The organism is Citrobacter sp. Cpo030 (assembly GCF_030333005.1).
Lineage (GTDB): Bacteria > Pseudomonadota > Gammaproteobacteria > Enterobacterales > Enterobacteriaceae > Citrobacter > Citrobacter portucalensis.
The window spans coordinates 62,416-85,522 of the sequence record NZ_JAOWGT010000047.1 but is presented as its reverse complement, the minus strand read 5'-3'; the positions used below and the strand labels follow the sequence as shown (position 1 = coordinate 85,522).

The following is a 23,107-nucleotide window of genomic DNA, read 5'->3' as shown; positions in this document are numbered from 1 at the left end:
TGTCTCTTCCTTCCAGATTGCGGCCCCGGCGAACCGGGGAAAAGTGATTACCACTGATAACTCACGAAAATTTTGCCATTACGACCATCCTGCGGAATGCCTTGCGGCGACCAGTACTCTTTGTCGAAGGCGTTGCCCAGTACCAGCGTGGTGGTCATGCCTTTCAGCGCTTGTTGGCCCTGATAGCTCACGTAGAAATCGTTTACCGCATAGCCAGGCTGTTTAGTGTAGCTGTTGCTGATATGCGTGGAACGGTCAGCAAATGTCCCTATCCAGCCGACAGAGAAACCGCTGTGCGCAACCGGCACATTCAGTTTGCTGGTGACGGTATCCGGGTTAATGCTGGAAATGTATTCACCTGTGTCAGTATCTTTTCCGCGCGTGCGGTTATAGGCCATGTCGAGGCTGAACAGGTCGGTGGAATATTTCGCCATCACGTCCCAGCCCCAGATTTTGGCGTTGGGTACGTTATAGGACGTGGTTGTCGCAGCGGCGAAATCGACGCTGGTGGAGATGTAATCTTTCGCTTTGGTGTCGAAATAGCTGGCTTTAAATTCGAGCGCGTCGCTCGCCATCAGAAGATCGTCAAAGCGCAGGCCAAATCCGTATTCCTGTGTTTCGTTGGTTTCCGGGCGCAGGTTAGGGTTAGGTACCCAGTAGTTGGTGTAAAAACGACCAATCGAGAAGTGTTTCGCATCGTTATACATCTCGCCCATAGTCGGGGCACGGAAAGCCTGAGCGTATGAACCGAACAGCATCAGCCAGTCAGTTGGCGCAACTGTTAATCCGGCGCGGGATGACCATTTATCGGCATCGACATCTTCATAGCCGTCGCTGCTGCCGCGAAAAGAGTCATAACGGGTACCGCCCAGCAGCGTAATCGGTAGGTCGCGCAGGGTGATTTCATCCTGTAGCCAGCCGGAGCTGAAATCGATCTTTGCCTCCGGGAAGCCAGTTGTTGCTCCTCCAGGCTGTTGTTCCTGACGATAGTATTCACCGCCGTAGGTCAACAGGTGAGATGCAAAAGAGTCGGTAAACAGGCGGCTGCGGTTGTCGATCTTCCCGCCTTTGGTGGTTTGCTTGCGAAATTCGCTAGTGTTATCTGCATTTTGAGCATTAATGCGCGCTTCGGACCAGTAGATACGGGCGTCAGCGTTCAGCCAGTCATTGTCCGCCGGAGCGAGCGAGTAGGTCAGTTGCGCATCACGCTGGATCGTTGAACGGTTGGTCATCGGGTTGCTGGCATCCGCCGTGCTGGTCTGCGGGTTTTTAGGTTCCCGGGCGTCATTGTTGTAGTAACGCAGCGAACCGGCCAGCGTCTGGGCGCTGTTAATTTTCCAGCTACCTTTCGCCAGCATATTGTTAATTGCTTCGTCATTCGGCGCAGTAGTACCGTCACTCTGGCGTAAATCACCGCGATCGCGGCTGGACCAGGCAAGCAGTCCGTCCAGCGTATCTGTACGGCCATACGTGCTGGCGCCCATGCCGAGACTGTGATCGCCGGTCGCCGCGGTACCGAACACGCGATAACCGCTGTTTTGCCCGACTTCCAGTAGATCTTTGGCATCTGCAGTGTCATAGGCGATCACGCCGCCTAGCGCGCCGCTACCGTACAGTAGTGCGGAAGGACCACGCACGACTTCGATGCGTTTGATAAGCGCCGGGTCGAGGAAGGTACTGTTCAGGTGTCCGGTGTCGGTTCCCTGGCGAACGCCGTCAACCAGCACCAGAACGCCGCGTCGATCGTACCCGCGCAGATTCACGTCCTGGCCGTTGGTACGGCCAGTACCGTCAAGGGTCAGGCCTGGAACCTTACGTAACAGGTCGGCAGCTGAGCTGGCGGTTTGGTTTTCTGGGGCGGTGGTGTCAATGACACTGACCATCATCGGTGCTTCAAAGGCGCTACGGGCATTGCCGGTGGCGGTAACGGTCATATCCTCGGCCGCCGCATAGGCGACGGCGGGCAGGTTACTGACAATCGCCAGCGCCAACAGCGATGGGCGCAGGGAAGCGGTGTGCAGGTAAGGCATAGCAACTCTCCATTAGGAAATCGAAAAGCGCTGGCTGCCTGGGTATGACCTGGGTGGCTGGCGAAATGTGTTGTTTATTTAGTCAGAATGAGTTTTCCGGCTTGGGTCTGGCGCAGCAGGTAGTGCTGACCATCATGTTCTATGATCACGCGTCCTTCGTTACCCAACAGGGTTTTACTGTCAATTCGTCGGTCGTTTGGCGCGACGGAAGGCGGTGTTTTGTCTTTTGCAGGCGTTGCCGTTGTGTTATCCATACGTGACATAGTGTTTAAAAATAACAATCAATGTAACAATGATAATCATTATCATCAAACTGCAAATTTGCGGCAAGCGTTTTTGTGAAATAATTGTGACGAGAACGTTTTTTGCACAACAATCAAGGGAAAAACAAGGGATTAGCGCCGGGCAAAGTGATATTGCCCGGCGAACAGCATTAAAAACGGCTATCAACCGCAGAGGCGAGTTTTTCAACCAACAGTTCAGTATCTTCCCAGTTCAGGCATGGGTCGGTAATGGACTGACCGTAAACCAGCGGCTGGCCGCTAACGATTTTTTGCGTACCTTCACGCAGGAAACTCTCCGCCATGATCCCGGCTATTGCCGTTGAACCGTTACGAATTTGCTGGCACACGTCATCACAAACCTCCAACTGACGGCGATGCTGCTTCTGGCAATTACCGTGGCTAAAATCGACCACCAGATGCTCAGGCAGAGAAAATTCGTGCAGGGTATCGCAGGCGGCAGCAATATCTTCAGCATAATAATTCGGCTTTTTACCGCCACGCATGATGATATGCCCGTAAGGGTTACCGCTGGTCTGATAAATGGTCATCTGACCGGTTTTATCCGGCGAGAGGAACATGTGACTGGCGCGGGAGGCGCGAATCGCATCGACGGCGATGCGCGTGTTGCCATCCGTTCCGTTCTTAAAGCCGACCGGACAGGAGAGCGCGGAGGCCATTTCACGATGGATCTGACTTTCGGTGGTGCGCGCGCCAATAGCTCCCCAACTGATTAAATCGGCAATAAACTGGCCGGTCACCATGTCGAGGAATTCAGTCGCCGTGGGGACGCCCAGTTCGTTGACCTGCAACAGCAGTTTTCGCGCCAGTTCAATACCGTGGTTTACACGATAACTGCCGTTCAAATCCGGGTCGGAAATCAGGCCTTTCCAGCCTACGACGGTGCGTGGTTTTTCAAAATAGGTACGCATCACGATTTCCAGACGCGCCTGGTGCTTAGTGCGCAGCGCCTGTAATCGTGTCGCGTATTCCATCGCGGCATCAAGATCGTGAATCGAGCAGGGACCTACGATCACCAGTAAACGGGGGTCTTCACCATTTAAAATTTTTTCTATCCGACGTCGGGAGTCCGTAACATGACGGGCGACGGAGGACGAAACAGGATGCCGTTGCGCAAGCTCTGCTGGAGTGACCAGGTTGTCAATACGCGCAGTACGGAGTTCATCGGTTCTGTTCATTACTTGTCTCAGAAATTTGTTGCTTCAACGGCAGGACTACCGGGAAGTGATGTACATCACAATATCACACTCATCCTGCCTGGTGGCGAGCATAATAACAAAAAATCGAACCAATGCACTAGCATTCTAGTACATGCGGCGATTCAGTCCCATGATATCGAGGATCTTGGTAGCAATCTCTTCTACCGAATAATTGGTACTGTTCAGCCAGGGGATCTGGTTTTTCCGATAAAGCGCTTCCACCTCAGCAACTTCCATACGGCACTGACGCAGCGAGGCATAACGGCTGTTCTCACGGCGTTCTTCGCGGATGGCCGCCAGGCGCTCAGGGTCGATAGTCAGACCGAACAGCTTATGCTGCAACGGCTTCAGGGAAGTGGGCAGCACCAGATTATCCATATCATCGGCAATAAAGGGGTAGTTGGCCGCGCGGATACCAAACTGCATGGCCAGATACAAACTGGTCGGGGTTTTGCCGCAACGGGAAACGCCGAGCAGGATCACCTGCGCCTGATCGAGGTTGCGCAACGAAATACCGTCGTCGTGGGCGAGGGTGTAGTCAATGGCAGCAATGCGCGCGTCGTACTTGTTGAGGTTACCGGGATTCAGACCGTGCGTGCGATGGGCGATAGGCGTAGGGTCGAGTTTCATCTCGTGTTGCAGTGGGGCAACCAACGCCTGCACGATATCCTGACAAAATCCTTCGCTTTGCAGAATGATCGAGCGAATTTCCGGCAGGACGATGGAGTAAAACACCAAAGGACGCACACCAGTTTGTTGGTAGATAGCGTCAATCTGGTCTTTAACCGCGCGCGCACGACTCTCATTTTCCACAAACGGCAGCGTAATACTGCTGATCGTGACAGGAAATTGCGACATCACCGCGTGACCCAATACCTCGGCGGTGATGGCCGTACCATCAGAAATATAAAATACGTGACGATCAACAGCATTATCCATTTTGCTCATCCTGGGGCAGATATAATTCTCTGAAAGCATAAATTAAAATTCGCCAGAAGCGAATATTGCTGCATCTATTTTATAAAATGAAACGGTATTTTTATATTTACTGAAAAGTACATTTCATTTTTCGGAACAAATGTTTATACCGGTCGTTTTTGTGGTGATCCCGTGTGGTTCGCGGGTTTGCGCAAATGCGGAAACAATCTGAAAAAATAAAAAATAAAGTTGCTTGAACGATTCACCGTTTTTTTCGACGGAGTAAATATGCCAAGATAATTACGCAAAATTGAGTTTCCTAACCTCGTTCATATATAAGGATTGTTCGATGTCCAACAATGGCTCGTCACCGCTGGTGCTTTGGTATAACCAACTCGGCATGAATGATGTAGACAGAGTTGGAGGCAAAAATGCCTCCCTGGGTGAAATGATTACTAACCTTTCAGGTATGGGTGTTTCCGTACCGAATGGTTTTGCAACGACCGCCGATGCGTTTAACCAGTTTCTGGACCAGTGCGGTGTAAACCAGCGCATTTATGAGCTGCTGGATAAAACGGATATCGACGATGTCACTGAGCTTGCTAAAGCCGGGGCACAGATCCGCCAGTGGATTATCGACACTCCTTTCCAGCCAGAGCTGGAAAATGCCGTCCGCGATGCCTACGCGCAGCTGTCAGCGGACGATGCCAATGCCTCTTTTGCCGTGCGTTCTTCCGCTACCGCAGAAGATATGCCAGATGCGTCATTTGCCGGTCAGCAGGAAACCTTCCTCAACGTCCAGGGATTTGATGCCGTACTGGTTGCCATCAAACACGTATTTGCCTCGCTGTTTAACGACCGCGCGATCTCTTATCGTGTTCACCAGGGCTATGACCACCGTGGCGTAGCGCTCTCTGCTGGCGTTCAGCGGATGGTGCGTTCTGACCTCGCATCCTCAGGCGTAATGTTCTCCATCGATACCGAATCCGGTTTCGACCAGGTCGTCTTTATTACGTCTGCCTGGGGTCTGGGCGAAATGGTCGTGCAGGGCGCCGTTAACCCGGATGAATTCTACGTGCACAAACCGACCCTGGCGGCTAACCGTCCGGCGATCGTCCGTCGCACAATGGGTTCGAAAAAAATCCGCATGATTTACGCGCCGACCCAGGAACACGGTAAGCAGGTGACCATTGAAGATGTCCCGCAGGAACAACGTGACATTTTCTCCCTGACTAACGAAGAAGTGCAGGAACTGGCGAAGCAGGCGGTACAAATCGAGAAGCACTACGGTCGTCCAATGGACATCGAATGGGCGAAAGACGGTCATACCGGCAAGCTGTTCATTGTTCAGGCGCGTCCGGAAACCGTGCGTTCTCGCGGCCAGGTGATGGAGCGTTATACGCTGCATGCTCAGGGTAAAATTATTGCTGAAGGTCGCGCCATCGGCCACCGCATTGGCGCGGGTCCGGTCAAAGTCATTCATGACATCAGCGAAATGAACCGTATCGAACCAGGTGACGTACTGGTTACCGACATGACCGACCCGGACTGGGAACCGATCATGAAGAAAGCAGCAGCAATTGTCACTAACCGTGGCGGCCGTACCTGTCACGCGGCGATTATTGCCCGTGAACTGGGGATCCCGGCCGTGGTGGGCTGTGGTGATGCGACCGAGCGCATGAAAGACGGTGAGAAGGTAACCGTCTCCTGTGCCGAAGGTGACACCGGTTATGTCTACGCTGACATGCTCGACTTTAGCGTGAAGAGTTCCAGCGTGGAGACCATGCCGGATCTGCCGTTGAAGGTGATGATGAACGTCGGTAACCCGGATCGGGCTTTCGACTTCGCCTGTCTGCCAAACGAAGGCGTCGGCCTGGCGCGTCTGGAATTTATCATCAACCGTATGATTGGCGTGCACCCGCGTGCGTTGCTGGAGTTTGATGACCAAACGCCTGAGCTGCAAAATGAAATCCGCGCCATGATGAAAGGTTTCGATTCTCCGCGTGAATTCTACGTAGGTCGTCTGACGGAAGGGATCGCGACGCTGGGTGCGGCGTTTTATCCAAAACGCGTCATCGTGCGTATGTCGGACTTTAAGTCCAACGAATATGCCAACCTGGTCGGCGGTGAGCGTTATGAACCGCATGAAGAGAACCCGATGCTGGGCTTCCGTGGGGCGGGCCGTTATGTTGCCGATAGCTTCCGCGACTGCTTTGCGCTGGAATGCGACGCAGTAAAACGTGTCCGTAACGACATGGGCCTGACTAACGTTGAAGTGATGGTACCGTTTGTACGTACCGTTGCTCAGGCGAAAGCGGTGGTGGAAGAGCTGGCACGCCAGGGGCTGAAACGCGGCGAGAACGGGCTGAAGATCATCATGATGTGTGAGATCCCGTCTAACGCCTTGCTGGCCGAGCAGTTCCTCGAGTACTTCGACGGCTTCTCCATCGGCTCAAACGACATGACGCAGTTGGCGCTGGGTCTGGATCGTGACTCTGGTGTGGTTTCTGAACTGTTTGATGAGCGTAACGACGCGGTGAAAGCGCTGCTGTCGATGGCGATTCGTGCAGCCAAGAAACAGGGTAAATACGTGGGTATTTGCGGCCAGGGACCTTCTGACCACGAAGACTTCGCGGCCTGGCTGATGGAAGAGGGGATCGACAGCCTGTCGCTGAACCCGGACACCGTCGTACAAACCTGGCTGAGTCTGGCTGAACTGAACAAGTAATATCATGCCTTATCCGGCCTATTCAACGTAGGCCGGATAAGATGCGTTAGCATCGCCATCCGGCGCTTTATCCTGTAATACTCTCCACGCTCAAACGCTGAATGATATCCTTACGCAGCTGGTATTTTTGTACTTTACCGGACGCCGTGCGCGGTAATTTCTCCACGATCACAATGTGCTCAGGGTATTTGTACTTTGCCACTCGCTTGCGACTAAAAAAGGCTACCACTGATTCCAGCGACAACGAATGATGCGGCGGTTTTAGCACCACATAAGCACATGACCTTTCACCTAAGCGTTCGTCCGGCATCGCGACAACACAGGCATCGTGAATGCGGGGGTGCTGCAATAAGATATCCTCAACTTCGCGGCTGCTGATGTTTTCTCCACCGCGGACAATGATATCTTTTTTCCGTCCGGTGATTTTGATGTACCCCGCATCGTCCATCCGGCACAAGTCGCCGCTGTAATACCAGCCGTCTTGATCCAGCGTGCGGGCGGTCAGTTCAGGTTCATCGAGATAGCCCATAAAAACATTGGGACCACGCGAAGCTTCTTCACCTTCTACCCCGGCGGGCAACGTATTGCGCCCTTCATCGACGACTTTAATTTCAACGCCTGCAGCGGCATATCCGTCCGTATTCATCATGCGAGAAAGTGAATCGTCAAGATTGACCAGCGCATGCGGTGAACTCTCTGTCGAGCCATAAATGCTTAATAATTTTATGCCGAGCTGCTGGCAGTCACGGGCAATCTTCTGTGGAATGGTTGTGCCCCCACATAAGAAAAAGCGTAGCGATGAGAGATCGCTTGGCCGCTTTTCCATGCTACACAACATGTCGTAGACGAAGGGTGTTGCGCCGAGCACACAGGTACAGCGCTGTTGCTCCAGCAGTTCAAGGCAGGCGGTTGGGGTGAAAATATCTAACAATACGCTGCGTGCGCCGATTAAAAACGGTGCGGTAACGCCATGCAGGAAACCAGTAGCATGTCCCAGTGGTGCGGGCATCAAAAATACATCCTGCCAGGTGAGATTGAGGCGGGCACAGTAGGCGCGTTCGCTGGCAAGGATGTTGTTGTGGGTCAGCATTACGCCTTTTGGCATTCCCTCGGTACCAGAGGTAAACAGCACCGCCGCCAGTTCATCGGCGTGAACATTAATCGTCTGGGTTAATGGCGGAGCTAAAAGCAATTGGCTGAGCGCCAGCGAGGTAGTTGCCGGAGCCAGTTTATCCACGGCAACAATCTGTTGCAGGTGCGGCAACTGGTTTTGTAAGGGCAGGATCAGATCGACCGGTCGGGACTGTTTAAACAGCGTCGGTGCGAAAAAAATCTTCGCTTTGCACTTATTCAGCACCCATACCAGCTCTGCTTCACGCCAGGCTGGCAGCAGCGGTACGGAAACGGCCCCGGTTTTCAGACAGGCCAGGTAGATAATCGTAAACTCGCACCAGCCCGGTAACTGGAAGGCAATGCGATCGCCAGGTTGAATACCGCAGGCTAAAAACCAGGTTGCCAGACTGCTGGCCGCGCTGTCGAGTGCAGCATAGGTGAATGAAGCGCCATGGTTATCAACCACAGCGATTTTATCTGGCATGGCTCTGGCCGTTTGGTGCCAGTAATCGCCAAGCGAAGCATCTCCCCATAAACCCTGTTGTCGCCAGGCTTCGCGACGTTCGGCGTTAAACGTTAGTGTGATACTCATGAAGTTATTCCCAGGATGATTTCGGCATACATCTGACCGGATGGCCGGCGTGGCCGATCCGGTGTACTACGGGCAAAATCCGTTAGCCGTAGCGAAAATCAACGCCAAATGTTCCGACCGGATATTCCCATTGGTCGAGGATCGTGTCGCCGCACAGTACTCGACACGTTCCGCACTCCAGGCAACCAGCAGAATCAAAATGAATGTTTCCACTCTCGTCCTGCTTATACAGCCCGGCGGGGCAGGCTTTCAGCAGCTTACGAAATTCATTAAGATCGGGATGTTCGGCCAGGATGATGTGCGGGTGGCCTTCATCGACATTGAATTTATTGACGCCCAGTTTGACGTCAACGTTAACGGTATTGTCCTGATTCATAATGCAGTTGCCCCCTTGATACCGTCTTTCAGTAAGTTCATTAGCCCAATTTGTTTGGCGTGGGACATAATCATCTTGCGAACCGGTTGATTTGGACGTCCGTCAACGGTGAATATATCGCTCATGATATCGGCCACCATACGTGGGTACTGGGTGAACAGACGTGGGTTTTCCATTAGCGCCGGGATCTTGCGAAAATGCTGTAAATCACGCATCACACAGCCCTGTTCGAGCGCGCGCTTGTAGTCCATCAGGCTGTTGGCAGAGAAATCCTGGCGTTCTTTTGCTGCAATGGCTGTTTGGGCAGCGGCTTCTGCGGAAGCGATGGCCAAATCCATACCTCGCACCGTGAAACCCAGGTTCAAACAGAAACCGGCGGCATCGCCCACGATCATCACACCGTCATCGACCAGCTTTGGAACCATTGCCAGACCGCCTTCTGGCACCATATGCGCGGAATATTCCAGTAGTTCACCACCGGCAATCAATGGCCGAATAGTTGGATGTTGCTTAAAGTCTTCCAGCATTTGTGGAATGCTTTTTGTGGCATGGGCAATATCCCCCAGACCGCACACCAGACCCAGAGAGATGGAGTCCTGGTTGGTATACAAAAATCCTCCTCCCATCAATCCATCAGACGGTGAGCCCGCAAACAGCCAGGCCGCGCCTTCATTACCTGAAAGGTTAAAGCGATCTGCAATGACTGCTGGAGGTAAGCCGATCAGCTCTTTTACGCCAACGGCATAGTGGTGTGCAGAAGAGGGCGGAACCATCCCCAGGGACCGCCCCAGCATAGAGTTGACGCCATCGGCCAGGATGACAATATTGGCTTCGAGGATATCGTCACCGGCCTGAACTCCGGTGACCTTATTACCTTCGCGGATCAGGGCATCGACGCGCACGCCGGGGATGAACTGCACCCCAGCTTGTTCCGCTTTTTCCATTAGCCATGGGTCAAGTCTGTTGCGCAAAACGGTATACGAATCCTGCGTTGGTGCGTCAGCTTTTTCACGATGGAAATCGAGAGTGACGGCGCTTTCTTCGGTCAGAAAGGAGATTTTTTCGCGGGTGACTTTACGCTCGAGCGGCGCTTCCTGCGCGAACCCCGGCATGATGCGCTCAAGACTGTGTGCATAGAGTCTTCCGCCGGTCATATTTTTACTACCTGCACTGTTTCCGCGCTCGATGACCAGCACGTCCAGTCCGGCCTGAGCCATCACGTAGCCTGCAACCGTACCCGCCACGCCAGCACCGACCACAATGGCATCAAATTTTTCATCTGACATGCTTTATGCTCCCTTCCCGCTGCGAGGGCAGCGGGATATGTGCGTTAAAAGTGGGGTTAGCGGCTGAGATGCTCGATAAGAGCCGGAACGACTTTGTAGATGTCGCCGACCAGTCCGTAATCGGCGTAATTGAAAATAGGGGCTTTCTTATCTTTGTTGATGGCGACAATGACTTTCGCGCCGTTACCGCCGACCATATGCTGAATTTGTCCTGAAATGCCGAGGGTGAGGTAAAGGTCCGATTTCAGTAAAACGCCAGAAACGCCGATGTAGCGTTCGCGTTCCATCCAGTTTTCGCCTTCGGCAATCGGTCGTGAACAACCCACTTCTGCACCCAGTACAGATGCCAACTGGTGCACCATCTCCAGATCGTTTTGCGCAACCAGGCCGCGGCCCACACCCACCACACGTTTGGCTTTGCTGAGATCCACACTGCTCACGGATTTGGCGCGACGTTCCTGGCACATAATTTCATGGTGTGGTGCGATGTAAGGTGCAGAGACAACAGGGCAGGTATGTGAAGCATTAGCCTCTACCGGTTCAAGTACGCCTGGGGCAAGAGTGATAATTGCCTGAGTTGTTTTGATTTTTTCTTTGCCGAATGCCAGGCCACCGTACATACGGTGTTCTGCGAACAGTGAGCCATCATCAAGCGTTACCGACGTGGCGTCATTTACCATCGCTGCATTGAGTTGAATACTTAACCGTGCACCAAGGGATTTAGCGCGTTTAGTAGCTGGCATCAGTAATAGCCCGGTATGTTCTTGTATCAGGGCGGCGATGGTCTCGGCAAAATTTTCAACACGCTGTAAACCAGACGTTGTTTCAAGCACGACAATCTCATCGGCACCCAGAGGGTTAACCTGATTGGCCTGTTCGTTGCCTTGTACAATAAGGTGTACCTGTTCACCCCACAGGCGTGCGCCGGCCATTAATTCTGCATAGCGTTCTACGTTATCGCTGAACACCCATACGTTAGCTAATTTACTCATGATAATTTCTCTCCGTTGGGCTTAGTTCAGGGCTTTTTTCAGATGTTCAGCCAGCTCGGCGATGGCTTCTGCTGAGTCATTTTCCAGAATGATGTGCTTACGTTCTGTTTGTGGCGGAACGGTGAGGCTCACCAGTTCTGCTAACGGTGAGGCAGGTGTCCAGCCAATATCGCTGGCTTGCCACGGTGTGACCGGTTTTTTACCTGCGCCCAGAATGGCTTTCATCGAGGGAATACGTGGCGTGTTGATATCCGAGGTTACGCACAGCACGGCGGGGAGCGACAGTTCAATCACTTCAACTTCGTCTTCCAGCGTACGTTCAACCACAATGCGATCGCCGTTACGTTGGATGTTGCTGACGGCGTTAATCACCGGAAGTTGTAAGAGTTCGCCAACCAGTAAGCCAACCTGCTGGGCGTAGATGTCTCCAGACCCTTCGCCGAACAGCATCAGGTCGAATTCAATGTTTTTGGCCGCGCAGGCCAGCGCCTGAGCCGTGTCTCGCGGTAATGAATGCTCCAGTTGGGGATCCTGCACCATAAACAAACTGTCCGGCCCGCGGGACAGTACGTCTTTACGCACTTTGGAGTTTTGCAGTAGCGAGCCGCCAACCGTTAAGGCGACAATTTCATCACCTTCCGCACTAAGTTGCGTCGCGGCCTCTATTGCATTCAAATCAAACTGACTGATTTTGGCATCGGCCCGGTCAAAGTTAAGCGAACGTTGTGGGGTAACAACAATGTCCTGTTCTTCAGGCACCAACTTAAAGCAGGTTATTAGTTTCATGGCATCTCCAGTGATTCTCGTGTGGATGATGACGGGGAGTGCCATCATCAACAGTAGGGAAAATTGACTGAAAATAGTGTGCGGCAGAGGGAGACTGTTTTCGACGGGGCAATCTGTTTTCATTCCCAACAATCTTGCAAAAAAAAGGACTTTAGGAATGCTGAGTTTATGAACGTAAAGAAGACGTCGGGTGTTAAAGTGATAAACATGGAAATAAAATCGAGGCGCTTTTTTGAGAAATGGATCATATTTTTATGCGATTCTGCACGCACTTTGTTTCTGGTGTGTAAATTATTATTGCTGACTTAATAACATTTATACTTTCCTATTATTTTAAAATAAAAACAATTTGCACGAGCAGCGTGCTGGAGTTGGAGGTGTCATCTTGCAGACGACGCAAATAATTTTGTTTCGCCTGGACAGAATAACGTTGTATAACGTCATCATCGTTTTTACTTTTCGATATTAATTATCCGCAAAATAACTGCCTTTCGGTGGAGGTTGTCATGTATCAACGCTGTTTTGATAATGCCATGGAGACCCTTTTTGAACAGGGGAAAACCCCGAGATTTTCGCGATTCGTCATCAGTGATGATCCTAACTGGGAGTCGGGCCATCATGTTCATGACAATGAAACAGAGCTTATCTATGTAAAAAAGGGTGTCGCAAGACTAATTATCGACTCTTCGCTGTATGTCGCGCATGCGGGTGACATCGTGGTGATAGAACAAGGGCGGTTACATGCGGTTGCTTCCGATAGCAGCGCGCCTGCAACCACTTACACCTGTGCGCTCTACGGCTTTCGTTTCAACGACTGGCAGGAGAACCAACTCTTGCAGATGCACTCGTGTCCGGTTATTAGCGTCAGCCAGGGCAAAGAGGTTATTAAAAGTATCTTTAATGAACTGAGTGTTATGATCCCGCAGAGCAAGAATAACCTGACGTCTTCCGCTTATGACGCCTTCGCTTATGCATTAACAGTTTTATATTACGAAAACTTTAAAAATGCTTATCGTTCTGAGCAGGGATATATTAAAAAAGATATCTTAATTAAAGATGTGTTGGTTTATTTAAATAACAATTTCCGAGAGAAAATTACGCTGGAACAGTTGTCTAAGAAATTTCGTGCCAGCGTGAGTTATATCTGTCACGAGTTTACTAAGGAATATCGTATTTCGCCGATTAATTATGTGATTCAGCGGCGAATGACAGAGGCAAAATTTGCCCTGACGAATACGGAGTCCTCGTTGGCAGAAATTTCCTGGCGGGTAGGGTATGAAAATGTCGATCACTTTGCCAAACTCTTTCAGCGGCATGTGGGTTGTACCCCCAGCGATTATCGTAAGCAGTTTAAAAATAACCTTGTAGAACAGGAATGTCTGATGCCAGAAATATGATTCACCTGGCACGTGCCGGATAACGCATTTGCGCTATCCGGCAAGCATTACTGCTTACTTATTCTGATAATCTTTCAGGATTTGGCGACCCGCGACGTAAATCATGATTTCATCTGTACCACCGCCAATGCGTTCACAGCGGACATCACGCCAGAAGCGGGAAACGCGTGCTTCGTCGGTGTAACCCAGCCCACCCATAATCTGAATGGCGTCATCAATCACTTCCATTGCAGTACGTGCACAATACAGTTTTGCCAGCGCTGCACTGGTGCGCAGAGACTGTTCCTGATCGGCCTGCCAGGCGACTTTTAACACCATATTGCGCATGTTATCGATTTTAATCGCCATCAGCGCCAGTTTTTCCTGGATCATCTGATTGTGACCAATTGGCTTACCGAATGCGATGCGCTGGTTGGCGTAACGGGCGGCATCTTCGAAGGCGCATTCAGCAAAACCGGTACTGCGCGCAGCGTTGATCAAACGTTCCATCTCGAAGTTGTACATGACGTTGAGGAAACCCATGCCTTCCTCTCCGACCATATCACTTTCATCCACTTCAACGTCATCAAGATAGACTTCGCATGTGCTGAGCATATGCCAACCGATTTTGTGCAGCGGATTAACCTTAATGCCGGGTTTCTTCGAATCGACCCACCACAGCGTAAAGGCTTTTTTCGGATCTTTTGGTTCTGGATCGCGGGCCAGTACCAGCATATATGGATACTCTTTCGCGCCGGTGATAAAGGTTTTCTGCCCGTTGAGATAGACCTTACCGTTTTTGCGAGTGTAACTGGTGGTCGCGCTGTTGTTGTCGGAACCCGCTCCCGGTTCGGTTAATGCCAGCGCATACGCTGGATCGCCAGTTTCCATGGTGCTTTCTGCGGTCTTACGCAGCTGTTCGGCGGATCCAAAACGACGCATACTGTGAATGCACTGACCGTTAGTGATCAAAAAAGCGGGTGCGCCGCATTTTGAAACTTCCATCAGCGCCAGCATCTGTGTGACGTAATCCGCCGGGATGCCACCAAACTCTTCCGGAACGCCCAGCATCGAAATACCGTTGTCCGCCAGGGCACGCATAAACTCTTTCGGGTAGGTCGCCGTCTGATCACAGGTACGGAAATATTCTTCCGGGAAATTGCTGGTAATCAGTTCTCGAATACTGGCAAGTAGCAGTTCTTGTTCTTCAGTTAAAGAAAAGTCCATCATGGTACTCCTTTTAATTGGCGGCGTCGGGTAATACAAAACCCATCGAGGCATCGATAAATAATCTTTCGTCCATCAACTTCAGATTTGGCGAAATAATTGGCGTGAAATCCATCTTGTCCAGGATGTCTTCCTGTAAAGAGACTCCCGGTGCAATTTCGATTAAATGAAGACCATCTGCTTTTAACGTAAATACAGCGCGTTCAGTGATGTAACGCACATCAAGTCCACGTTCGAGAGCAATTTTTCCGCTGAAAGTTACTTCAGGTAATTCGTTGACGAATTTTTTCACCCGACCTTCCTGCACAATATATAACTTGCCATCGGCAACTTCCGTTTTCAGACTTCCGGCAGTTAACGTGCCGCAGAAAATAATTTTTTTGGAGGTGGCGCTAATATCGATAAAACCGCCAGTACCCATGATTTTGCCATTGAATTTATGTACGCCGACGTTGCCGTGGCGATCCACTTCGGCAAAACTTAAATAGCACACATCCAGCCCGCCACCGTGATAGAAGTCAAACTGGGAGGTCATATCCAGAATGGCGCGGGTGTTGACGTTGGCACCGAAAGCAATACCTTGAGAGGTGATGCCGCCAATCGGACCCGTTTCGACTGTCAGAATAAAATCGTCAGCACAGCCTTCTTCGCGCGCGACGAGACCAATGCCATCCGCAATGCCTACACCAACGTTGCCGACAGCACCTTTGCGCATTTCAAACAGGGCGCGTCGGGCCACCAGTTTACGCTGATTGAGCGGCAGGGAAGTTTGCTGGCTGTCATCAAGAACAAAATCGCCAGAGATAAAGCGGTTAACCGGCGCGCCACCGTACAGTTGCGTTTGGTCGGGGTCGATGACCACAATATCGACCAGATAGCCTGGAATACGTACCGACTTCGGATGCAACGTAGCTTTCTTCACCATTTTTTGCACCTGCATCATAACAATGCCGCCGTTATTGTGTACGGCCTGGGCAATCACCAGCGCATCGAGATACATAACTTCATCTTCAAAGGTGGCGTAACCTTCACTATCACAGGTGGTGGCGCGAATAAAGGCGATGTTTGGCGCAATGGCTTTGTAATACAGGTACTCTTTGTTATCAATTTCCACCAATTTGATCAGATCTTCGGTGGTCACTTCATTCAGCTTACCGCCCTGTTGGCGAGGATCAACAAATGTACCGATGCCGATATCACTGAGGATACCTGGCTGGTGAGCCGCCGATGCACGCAGGGTTTGGGTTAATACACCCTGAGGATAGTTATAGGCAGCAATTTTATTTTGTTCCGCCAGGTCGGAGATTCGTGGTGATTGTCCCCAGTGTCCGCATAATGCCCATTTGACTAAGCCTTCCTGTGCCAGCGGGCTAATTCCCCGGTCGGCACGGTCACCCAGACCTGTAGGACTAATCAACGCTAAATTTCGTGGTGACTGAGAGTTTTTATATTTTTCAGCCAGTGCATTAATTAATGTTGTTGCTTCGAGAATACCCCCGCCTGCACCTAATACACAAAGAGTTGCTTCATCAGGAATATAATTGACTGCATCTGCAGCGGATAATACGGGTACCCGACCATCTATACGATTTGGCCTTGAAAATTTCATGTGAACTCCAGATTATATGCGTGCGTCTACCTGTCGCTATATTCGACAATAATAATGTGAGTTATATAATAACGCTTAATTACCGGCCAGATATCCGTGGTTAGACGAATATCTGGGGTAGGGCAATACTGATATTTATATGGATATATCTGTAATTAAGCCTGATGCAATATTGTCAATACAGTACGCAGGTCGGTGACCGAAATTTGTCCTGGTGCGGAGGCTTTTTTTACTGCCCCAAAGGTTGCCGCTGAACCGAAAACCTCACCAGACAGACGTGAAATCACCCCTGTTTTAGCCATCGACATGGTGATTATCGGGCGATCGGCATAGCGTTCTTGCATTTCCAGCGTGGCACTAAGCAGCGTCAGAACATCCGTTTTATTTTGCGGCATCAAGGCAATCTTCGGAATATCTGCGCCCAGCTCCTGCATTTTACGCAGGCGCTGGACAATCTCTTCCGCGGCTGGTGTCTTATGAAAATCGTGATTGGACATAATCACAAAGACATTTTTCGCGTGCGCATGCTCGACGGTCGCTTTGACCAGTTCGTCTCCGGTAAACAGTTCCAGATCGATCATATCCACCAGACCGCTGTCTACTGCCGCGCGGTTAAGTGCAATATAGTGCTCAACAGACAGAGCCTGTTCACCGCCTTCTTTGGCGCTACGGAAGGTGAAAAGCAGTGGTTTGTCAGCCATCACATCGCGGATGGTGCGCGCAGCTTCCAACACCGCCTCAATGGAAGAGACATCGGTGAAATGGTCTACGCGCCATTCCAGAATGTCGAAATCCGCTTCGCGATAGGCCAGTGCTTCGCTTTTTACCGTTGCGATGTCTTTACCCATCAGCGAGACAATGATCTTCGGCGCACCCTCGCCAATAACGAGGTTTCTTACGGTTACGGTTTTCATTGATTACCCTTTAACTATTGTACAAATGCTTGCCCGTCAGGCGGCAAAACCCATAACCTGTTTCACATACTCCAGTGGGAAATCTTTCCCGGTCCAGAGCTTGAACTGTTCAGCCCCTTGCCACAACAACATGCCGTAACCATCAATTGTTTTGCAACCAGCACTTTGTGCCTGCTGCAATAATTTGGTCATATGCGGGTTGTAGACGCATTCGGTTACCAGCAGTTCCGGACGCAGCAGGGAAGCGTCGGTCACGAGAGATTCATTTTCCAGCGGCTTCATGCCGACTTTAGTGCCGTTGGTCAAAATATCTGCGCTGGCAAGTGCGTGAGCAAAAGCCTGGCGATCGGCGAGATCGATAACGGTGACCACGCAGTCGGTGTTTTCATTGACGCGTTTGGCAAACTCCTGCGCTTTGGTAAAAAATTCATCCTGGCGGTTAAAGAGTTTAATTTCTTTGATGCCTTCAATCGCTGCCTGTGCACCAATGGCCGTCGACGCACCGCCTGCGCCCAACAGTACCATGGTTTTACCTTTGATATCGAAACCACTTTCCTTAATTGCACGAATATGGCCCGTGCCATCGGTATTGTAACCACGCAGGTAACCATCATCATTGACGATAGTGTTAATTGCGCCGACCAGCTTGGCTGCAGGTGTTAATTCATCAACATATTCACATGCCAGCTGCTTGTTGGGCATTGAGACCCCGGTACCCCGCATCTTTAAGGCCTTCAGCCCGGCAATGGCATTAGCAAACGTTGAGTTATCGACTTCAAACGCCATGTAAGTGAATGGCAATCCCGCTTTTTCTAATGCCTTATTTTGCATTTCAGGCGACAGACTGTGTCTGATAGGGTAGGCCATCAAACCAATCAGTTCATATTTTGCAGTTACGTCCATTTGATACTCCTTCTAAACAATTTATTGAAAATAACGCTCGCCCAACCGCACATCATTTTTGGGGATATCAAATACGCGGTAGTAACGAATAAAGACGATGATGGCGGTGACAAAAGCCAACAGAGCAAATGCAAGGTCCAGCAAAATAATGTATTGCAGACCAATGTTAGAGAGGTATCCGGTGATTAATGGGATAATAAAGTTAGCTACGCCACCCATCATCATATAAATGCTGGTGACTTTGGCTTTGCTCCTGGGAAAGAACTCCGACATCACCGAGACACCGAGCTGTAAAATACCGCCAGCGGCAGAGAATCCAATGAGAAATGAACCTGCGTTACATACCAACGGAGATGGGTATAAATAGATGACGGCTGCGGTGATGGTTGCCAGTCCGGCGTTAAATACATTCGCCCAAATAGGCCGTACCCATTTTTTCAACAGTGCGGCAAAGATAAATACGCAGACCAACGAACCCATACTGTAGTAAGAGATTGTTTTCAGGGCGTCGGATTCTGCCATACCGGCAAAGGCCATCGCATATTTCGGCATCCAGACTACGATGACGTAAAAAGTCGAAAAGGCAGCAACACCAAACATGACGGATGCCACACCTTCCAGCCAGACCAACGGTTTACTGTTCATCTGTGGCAGATCTTTCGCGATGCCAGCATCCACCATCTGGCTGGGGAAACGACTTTTTAGCAGCATCAGGGTAATGACTACAAACAACGCACCCGGGATAATGACCGCATAACCGTACCAGATATGGTTGAGCAGCATGGTGCTGACGACGATGGGATAGATCATCTGCCCAAACGAGACCATAGCTTTTACCAGGATAACGGCTGAGCCAGAGGCTTTAGGGAAGCATTCCATTAACGCCGGGTACCCACCGGTATCCAGTGCCGAGTTTGCTACGCCAACGCAAACGGCCAGAATAAAGGCAATCATCAGATTAGGGCTGGCGGGAATACCGAAGAAGAACAGTATATAAAGAATCGCCCCTAACAGAATGATAGCCCGACGACCAAATTTATCTGAGAGCACGCCAAAGAATAAGATGCTCACCAGTCGCCCCAGACCAATGCCTGAAATCAAATAGGCAATTCCTGCATTGTCGGTGGAAAACTTTTCTGCAAGAGAGGTCATATTTTGCGCCAGTGTTATGACGCTAATACCGTGTAGGAAATAACTTAAATAAATACAGGTTATCGCCAAAAGAAATGGCGTATTAAAGGTCTTGCTTTGAGACATTTTCACAACTCCTTGCGGATTTTAAAATTGTTCTGTGCTCGTCGATATTGTTTAAATTGCGGCGACCTTGTAATTAATATACCGGGCGGCAGCCACAGAACCTACATAGCATGGCGTTTAAGTTACCAGGTATATTGCATAACACACTGTGAAATTGAACTCTGCCAGCCGGTGTTTTGCTGATGTTTTAAAATATATGCCAATTATTTTGCAGAAGGGGGGAACAATATTGCATCCACGCTATTCTACGGCTTGTATCATTTTTAGCTGATGCTTTGACGCGATGTGGCTGCGATAACCAATAAACAACGCCAACAGGAACCCGACAGCAGCTATGCCAGTATCAAACCACATGATGTGAGCAATACTGGTTTCTGAGAGTTTTGCTGTTATCAATGGAATGGTGAAGGTCGCAATGCTGCCCGCGCTATAGTAAATCCCGGTCGCTTTACCCTTCGCATGCGGAAAGCGTGCGGCCATAAGCGTTAAACCGATTTGCACAACGCCCCCGGCGGAAGAAAAACCGATGACAAACGCAAAGATAATGACCACGTAGGGTGTCGGATGCAGACAAACCATCAGCAGTGCGACAAATGAGATAAACGTATACAGCATCAGCATCGATGTCGCGCGTTCTGCTTTTCGCGCCAGCGGGGCGGTGATCAGCACACACAGTAGAGAGCCGCAGGTATAAATGCTTAACAGTTTGATAGATAACGTATAGGACATTCCGGCGACAAACTGTCCGTATTGCGCCAGCCACTGGCTTACCAGGTAAAATGTTGCCATTGCGATGTAGCCGTACAGGGTGTAACTGGCAAGGTCGAGCAGGGAGCAACGATGTTCAGGTTGTGCGGTTTCCCGTTCTGCAGGTTGAGCCCGGATGACGGTATGAGGCCCGGGGTGTGGCGGAAACCGACAGCGAAACAAAAACACGCCGTTGAGTATCATAACGGCTGCAGCCAGCAGGAAGGACCAGCCAAACCAAAGTTCGGCCCACACCAGCAGACTGATAATCATTGGCAGCAGGAATTGACCGCTGGAGACGAAAGCTTTTATCAAAATATTGGCCGTGCTGGGGGAGCGGGGGAATGCCTCCATCAGGCTGGGATAGGTTCCGGCATCGAGAAAACTGTTTGCCATTCCTGCTAAAAAACCAAAAGCATAGGCAAGAAAAATACTGTGAGTATTGATGATGCCAATAAAGAAAATCAGGTAGCAGGTCATACCAAGGATAATAAATGGTCTGCGACCGTAGCGATCGGAAAGCATCCCTGCCACTAATAAAACGCTTAAGCGGCCGATACCGAGTGAGGAAATAACAATCGAGACGCCCGCAGCATTGGTTTGCCACTGTTGTTCCAGCGAAGACATATTGAGGCTCATCAGAATGACCCCCATGCCGTGCACCAGATAATTTAGGTACAGCCCTATCGCAGTGGAGAAATAGGTGTTTTTCATAATGTGTTACTCAGCGAAGAGGCTAAATAGGTATGGCGTTGCAATCTCTTAACACATACGCTCGAGATCGTGAGCATAGAGTTCAACAGCAGCCGACTGATAGATTTTCCAGTCGAGAAAACCATCTTGGTGATAAACCGCCTGAAAAGCGTTCAGATCGGGGAAAAAACGCATGGTGTTATTACCGATACGGTTATTTATTTTGTCGATAATTGCATTAATTCTTAACTTCCTCCTGGCTTTCATTTCTGAACAAATGCGGATGATGTCGTCTGGAATTTCTCTTTCACCCTTTTCCCATTGTTGCCAGGCGGCAACATTGTCATCGCGCGCGATATACCTGGCGCTTTCTTCCACCGTCATAGCAAAAATATGGCGGATCGCCTGTAGTTCTAATGCGTTCATTATTTGGTCACTTCATAAAAGACGGTGGAATAGTAATAACATTGCTGTGGATATTTCGGCTTGAAGAGAGTCACAGTATTTTGTGCAATATTATTTGTTCCTTGACGGGGAAGATAATGTGTTGGTGCGTTAAGGTTGGTGGAGTGGCGCGTGAAGGATAAAAAAAAGCCCATCGTGGGAGATGGGCAAAGACTACACACAGCAATTCGTTGTTTCACTCAGGGGATTTCCATGCTTATAAATCAATGTGTTGATCTAAAGCCATGGGCTAATAGTAGGCATAGTGATTTTTTACGTCGATCAGATTCATCTCAATAGTTTAAAAACTGTAAAGAATTTGCGACACAAATGATTATTTAAAGAAGGACGAGGTTGGGTCTAATCCCGCAAGAGGGAGGATTGATTAGTATTGTTAAACAATCAGGCGGCGCTGCCGCCTGATGTTGGATTACTTATTGCGTTCGATTTCAGCAATTTCTTCGAGGATTTCATCCGGATTGGTACCTGGCGCAGGGGCTTCGTTTACCCAGGCGGAGAACAGACGCCAGGAAACGGCCAGCACTACTGGACCGATAAACAGACCAATCATGCCGAAGGCAATCAGTCCACCGATGACCCCGGAGAGAATCAGGATCAGTGGCAAATCGGCACCCATACGAATCAGCATCGGTCGAATCACGTTATCCAGTGTTCCGACCACGCCGCTCCACACCAACAGCACGGTGCCCCAGGTGGAATCCCCCGTCCAGTATAGCCAGATAATGGCCGGAATCAGCACCGGCAACGGCCCCAGCTGCACCAGACAAGACAGGATCATCAATACCGCCAGCAGCGTGGCGTAAGGCACGCCGGTTACCGCCAGACCAATTCCCCCGAGCACTGCCTGCACCAGAGCGGTGACCACAACGCCTAATGCGACTGCGCGAATGGCTTGCGCGGCCAGCAAAATGGCAGCATCGCCACGTTTAGAGGCAAGACGGCAAGCGAAGTGACGAATACCTAATGCGACCTGTTCACCGCGCCAGTACAACAGGGCACTGAACAGCAGCATCAGACCACAGTGCATCATAAAGCGGCCGATATGCGCGGCCTGACCGACGAACCAGGTGGTGGTGGTACCGATATAAGGACGAACCTTGGCCATAATGGCCGAGCCGCCCATATCCAGTAAGCTGTGCCATACGCCATACATTTTGGCACCCACCAGTGGAATGCTGTTCAACCATGCCAGATCCGGTAGCGTCATATCACCTGCGGTTACGGCATGGATTAGCGGCCCGCTGCCATCGACGATACTGTTAACCAGCAGCGCGATGGGGATGATGAACAACAGCACTAACAACAGCGTCATCACCAGTACGGCAAGTGAACGGCGTCCCCAGAGCAATTTTTGTAAGCGTAGCAGGATAGGCCAGGTCGCAATGACAATCGTGCCTGCCCAGGCAAAACCAAGGATAAAGGGCTGAACAATCCAGAGACAGGCCACAATCAGGATGGCTAAAAACAGCACCGATAGCAGCACTTGTGCAATATCCCTGGGCTGACGGAAATTTACCATAAATACTTTTCACCTTTGTCTTTGCGCCAGAACGTTGACGCGACGTGAATACTTAAATGACACCCTGTAATGATG

General features: G+C 50.5%; 19 protein-coding genes and 1 other RNA gene. 2 read left to right on the top strand and 18 right to left on the bottom strand.

Translation table 11 applies throughout. From position 1 onward, the window contains the following. Window positions 1-47 precede the first annotated feature (47 nt). The 4 genes from OGY37_RS05455 to ppsR form a co-directional block, all read right to left on the bottom strand. The gene (locus tag OGY37_RS05455) at window positions 48-2,030 is read right to left on the bottom strand and encodes a TonB-dependent hemoglobin/transferrin/lactoferrin family receptor (protein WP_286620307.1); all 1,983 of its coding nucleotides are present in this window, start codon (window positions 2,028-2,030) and stop codon (window positions 48-50) included. Window positions 2,031-2,104: 74 nt separating this feature from the next. Beyond that, the gene (gene hemP / locus OGY37_RS05450; protein ID WP_003832599.1) at window positions 2,105-2,293 is read right to left on the bottom strand and encodes a hemin uptake protein HemP; all 189 of its coding nucleotides are present in this window, start codon (window positions 2,291-2,293) and stop codon (window positions 2,105-2,107) included. 170 nt (window positions 2,294-2,463) lie between these two features. Continuing rightward, complete coding sequence (aroH, locus tag OGY37_RS05445) at window positions 2,464-3,510, bottom strand: 3-deoxy-7-phosphoheptulonate synthase AroH (protein WP_003832600.1); 1,047 nt, start codon at window positions 3,508-3,510, stop codon at window positions 2,464-2,466. Window positions 3,511-3,636: 126 nt separating this feature from the next. Next, window positions 3,637-4,470 carry a posphoenolpyruvate synthetase regulatory kinase/phosphorylase PpsR gene (gene ppsR, locus OGY37_RS05440; protein WP_003832602.1) on the bottom strand — a complete coding sequence of 278 codons (834 nt, stop codon included), beginning with the start codon at window positions 4,468-4,470 and terminating at the stop codon, window positions 3,637-3,639. Window positions 4,471-4,798: 328 nt separating this feature from the next. Here ppsR and ppsA point away from each other — a divergent pair, with 328 nt between their 5' ends. After that, window positions 4,799-7,177: a phosphoenolpyruvate synthase gene (gene ppsA / locus OGY37_RS05435; protein ID WP_286620305.1), complete on the top strand. Its 2,379-nt coding sequence runs from the start codon at window positions 4,799-4,801 to the stop codon at window positions 7,175-7,177. A gap of 67 nt (window positions 7,178-7,244) precedes the next feature. On the opposite strand, the gene fadK is transcribed toward ppsA, so the two are convergent. The 5 genes from fadK to OGY37_RS05410 all read right to left on the bottom strand — a co-directional run bounded on the left by fadK (window position 7,245) and on the right by OGY37_RS05410 (window position 12,322). Continuing rightward, entirely contained in the window at window positions 7,245-8,882 is a 1,638-nt protein-coding gene (gene fadK, locus OGY37_RS05430; RefSeq protein ID WP_191236233.1) for a medium-chain fatty-acid--CoA ligase, read from the bottom strand. An 82-nt stretch (window positions 8,883-8,964) separates the two neighbouring features. Further along, window positions 8,965-9,258, bottom strand: a complete 294-nt coding sequence (locus tag OGY37_RS05425) for a ferredoxin family protein (protein ID WP_003832609.1) — start codon at window positions 9,256-9,258, stop codon at window positions 8,965-8,967. Then, entirely contained in the window at window positions 9,255-10,544 is a 1,290-nt protein-coding gene (locus OGY37_RS05420; RefSeq protein WP_191236234.1) for an FAD-dependent oxidoreductase, read from the bottom strand. Before OGY37_RS05420 ends, OGY37_RS05425 begins: the two co-directional genes overlap by 4 nt. Window positions 10,545-10,600: 56 nt before the next feature. After that, on the bottom strand, window positions 10,601-11,536 hold the full coding sequence (locus tag OGY37_RS05415) for an electron transfer flavoprotein subunit alpha (RefSeq protein ID WP_191236235.1): 936 nt from the start codon (window positions 11,534-11,536) through the stop codon (window positions 10,601-10,603). 21 nt (window positions 11,537-11,557) lie between these two features. Then, complete coding sequence (locus tag OGY37_RS05410) at window positions 11,558-12,322, bottom strand: electron transfer flavoprotein (protein WP_003832614.1); 765 nt, start codon at window positions 12,320-12,322, stop codon at window positions 11,558-11,560. A gap of 506 nt (window positions 12,323-12,828) precedes the next feature. Between OGY37_RS05410 and OGY37_RS05405 the strand changes: the two genes are divergently transcribed. After that, window positions 12,829-13,719 carry an AraC family transcriptional regulator gene (locus OGY37_RS05405; RefSeq protein WP_032943176.1) on the top strand — a complete coding sequence of 297 codons (891 nt, stop codon included), beginning with the start codon at window positions 12,829-12,831 and terminating at the stop codon, window positions 13,717-13,719. A 54-nt stretch (window positions 13,720-13,773) separates the two neighbouring features. Here OGY37_RS05405 and OGY37_RS05400 read toward each other — a convergent pair whose 3' ends face one another. From OGY37_RS05400 to ydiK, 9 genes are all read right to left on the bottom strand, one after another. Further along, the gene (locus tag OGY37_RS05400; protein ID WP_003832619.1) at window positions 13,774-14,925 is read right to left on the bottom strand and encodes an acyl-CoA dehydrogenase; all 1,152 of its coding nucleotides are present in this window, start codon (window positions 14,923-14,925) and stop codon (window positions 13,774-13,776) included. Between the two features lie 13 nt (window positions 14,926-14,938). Beyond that, window positions 14,939-16,534 carry an acyl CoA:acetate/3-ketoacid CoA transferase gene (locus tag OGY37_RS05395; protein ID WP_286620303.1) on the bottom strand — a complete coding sequence of 532 codons (1,596 nt, stop codon included), beginning with the start codon at window positions 16,532-16,534 and terminating at the stop codon, window positions 14,939-14,941. A gap of 155 nt (window positions 16,535-16,689) precedes the next feature. Further along, window positions 16,690-17,448 carry a type I 3-dehydroquinate dehydratase gene (gene aroD, locus OGY37_RS05390; RefSeq protein WP_286620302.1) on the bottom strand — a complete coding sequence of 253 codons (759 nt, stop codon included), beginning with the start codon at window positions 17,446-17,448 and terminating at the stop codon, window positions 16,690-16,692. A gap of 36 nt (window positions 17,449-17,484) precedes the next feature. Further along, a complete protein-coding gene (gene ydiB, locus OGY37_RS05385) occupies window positions 17,485-18,351 on the bottom strand; it encodes a quinate/shikimate dehydrogenase (RefSeq protein WP_286547131.1) in 867 nt (288 codons plus the stop codon). A 21-nt stretch (window positions 18,352-18,372) separates the two neighbouring features. After that, the gene (locus tag OGY37_RS05380; RefSeq protein WP_003832627.1) at window positions 18,373-19,608 is read right to left on the bottom strand and encodes an MFS transporter; all 1,236 of its coding nucleotides are present in this window, start codon (window positions 19,606-19,608) and stop codon (window positions 18,373-18,375) included. 240 nt (window positions 19,609-19,848) lie between these two features. Next, window positions 19,849-21,069, bottom strand: coding sequence for an MFS transporter (locus tag OGY37_RS05375; RefSeq protein WP_286620300.1), 1,221 nt, complete (start codon window positions 21,067-21,069; stop codon window positions 19,849-19,851). Window positions 21,070-21,117: 48 nt separating this feature from the next. Continuing rightward, window positions 21,118-21,474, bottom strand: a complete 357-nt coding sequence (locus tag OGY37_RS05370; protein ID WP_148362053.1) for a YdiL family protein — start codon at window positions 21,472-21,474, stop codon at window positions 21,118-21,120. Between the two features lie 157 nt (window positions 21,475-21,631). Then, an RNA gene (rprA, locus tag OGY37_RS05365) (antisense sRNA RprA) lies at window positions 21,632-21,739 on the bottom strand. A gap of 183 nt (window positions 21,740-21,922) precedes the next feature. Further along, on the bottom strand, window positions 21,923-23,032 hold the full coding sequence (ydiK, locus tag OGY37_RS05360; RefSeq protein WP_286620298.1) for an AI-2E family transporter YdiK: 1,110 nt from the start codon (window positions 23,030-23,032) through the stop codon (window positions 21,923-21,925). Window positions 23,033-23,107 lie beyond the last annotated feature (75 nt).

What these genes read in the sequence shown, in the direction of transcription:
- OGY37_RS05455 (WP_286620307.1), bottom strand. Translation starts at nt 2,030, where the DNA reads ATGCCTTACCTGCACACCGCTTCCCTGCGCCCATCGCTGTTGGCGCTG.
- hemP (WP_003832599.1), bottom strand. Translation starts at nt 2,293, where the DNA reads ATGTCACGTATGGATAACACAACGGCAACGCCTGCAAAAGACAAAACA.
- aroH (WP_003832600.1), bottom strand. Translation starts at nt 3,510, where the DNA reads ATGAACAGAACCGATGAACTCCGTACTGCGCGTATTGACAACCTGGTC.
- ppsR (WP_003832602.1), bottom strand. Translation starts at nt 4,470, where the DNA reads ATGGATAATGCTGTTGATCGTCACGTATTTTATATTTCTGATGGTACG.
- ppsA (WP_286620305.1), top strand. Translation starts at nt 4,799, where the DNA reads ATGTCCAACAATGGCTCGTCACCGCTGGTGCTTTGGTATAACCAACTC.
- fadK (WP_191236233.1), bottom strand. Translation starts at nt 8,882, where the DNA reads ATGAGTATCACACTAACGTTTAACGCCGAACGTCGCGAAGCCTGGCGA.
- OGY37_RS05425 (WP_003832609.1), bottom strand. Translation starts at nt 9,258, where the DNA reads ATGAATCAGGACAATACCGTTAACGTTGACGTCAAACTGGGCGTCAAT.
- OGY37_RS05420 (WP_191236234.1), bottom strand. Translation starts at nt 10,544, where the DNA reads ATGTCAGATGAAAAATTTGATGCCATTGTGGTCGGTGCTGGCGTGGCG.
- OGY37_RS05415 (WP_191236235.1), bottom strand. Translation starts at nt 11,536, where the DNA reads ATGAGTAAATTAGCTAACGTATGGGTGTTCAGCGATAACGTAGAACGC.
- OGY37_RS05410 (WP_003832614.1), bottom strand. Translation starts at nt 12,322, where the DNA reads ATGAAACTAATAACCTGCTTTAAGTTGGTGCCTGAAGAACAGGACATT.
- OGY37_RS05405 (WP_032943176.1), top strand. Translation starts at nt 12,829, where the DNA reads ATGTATCAACGCTGTTTTGATAATGCCATGGAGACCCTTTTTGAACAG.
- OGY37_RS05400 (WP_003832619.1), bottom strand. Translation starts at nt 14,925, where the DNA reads ATGGACTTTTCTTTAACTGAAGAACAAGAACTGCTACTTGCCAGTATT.
- OGY37_RS05395 (WP_286620303.1), bottom strand. Translation starts at nt 16,534, where the DNA reads ATGAAATTTTCAAGGCCAAATCGTATAGATGGTCGGGTACCCGTATTA.
- aroD (WP_286620302.1), bottom strand. Translation starts at nt 17,448, where the DNA reads ATGAAAACCGTAACCGTAAGAAACCTCGTTATTGGCGAGGGTGCGCCG.
- ydiB (WP_286547131.1), bottom strand. Translation starts at nt 18,351, where the DNA reads ATGGACGTAACTGCAAAATATGAACTGATTGGTTTGATGGCCTACCCT.
- OGY37_RS05380 (WP_003832627.1), bottom strand. Translation starts at nt 19,608, where the DNA reads ATGTCTCAAAGCAAGACCTTTAATACGCCATTTCTTTTGGCGATAACC.
- OGY37_RS05375 (WP_286620300.1), bottom strand. Translation starts at nt 21,069, where the DNA reads ATGAAAAACACCTATTTCTCCACTGCGATAGGGCTGTACCTAAATTAT.
- OGY37_RS05370 (WP_148362053.1), bottom strand. Translation starts at nt 21,474, where the DNA reads ATGAACGCATTAGAACTACAGGCGATCCGCCATATTTTTGCTATGACG.
- ydiK (WP_286620298.1), bottom strand. Translation starts at nt 23,032, where the DNA reads ATGGTAAATTTCCGTCAGCCCAGGGATATTGCACAAGTGCTGCTATCG.